Annotated in this window: 1 pseudogene; it reads right to left on the bottom strand. The window is 47.9% G+C overall.

The features are described 5' to 3' along the window. A pseudogene (locus tag GY683_RS00750) lies at positions 1–539 on the bottom strand (porphobilinogen synthase); the annotation flags it as partial. Positions 540–618 lie beyond the last annotated feature (79 nt).

Raw genomic sequence — 618 nt, 5'->3', positions numbered from 1 at the left:
CGCCCATCCATCATATCGCTTGGCGAGATGATATCCGCGCCTGCACGGGCGTGGCTCAAGGCTTGTTTGGCGAGGATGTCAACGGTGATGTCATTGAGTACGTAGCCATTGTCATCGACAATACCGTCTTGACCATGGGTGGTATAGGGGTCGAGTGCCACATCAGTCATCACCACCATCTCTGGCACAGCATCTTTAATTGCTTTGATAGCAGTACAGGCAAGACCGTTCTCATCATAGGCGTGTTCAGCCTGTAGCGATTTGAGGCTTGGGCTAATGACAGGGAATAAATCAATGGTGGTAACGCCTAGACTGAGTAGCTGCTTGGCATACTCGATTAGCAAGTCCACGCTAAAACGCTCAACGCCTGGCATGCTTGCCACGGCTTGGCGCTGCTGTTTACCCTCAATGACAAACACGGGCGCAATCAGATGCTTGGGTTCAATGCTGGTTTCTTGCACCATGGCGCGGATATTATCGTTGTAACGTAGGCGACGTAAGCGAGTATTGGGGAATGAACGATTAAAAATATAACTCATGAAGACCTCTTGTTATCGAGTGACACTTATTATCAAATAACGTTATCTCATCATGATCATTTTTGAAGCATTTGTTGCT

The sequence above is a fragment of the Moraxella sp. genome, assembly GCF_024227015.1.
Lineage (GTDB): Bacteria > Pseudomonadota > Gammaproteobacteria > Pseudomonadales > Moraxellaceae > Moraxella.
Note: the sequence above shows the minus strand (reverse complement) of the source record. Positions and strands in the feature narration are given on the sequence as shown.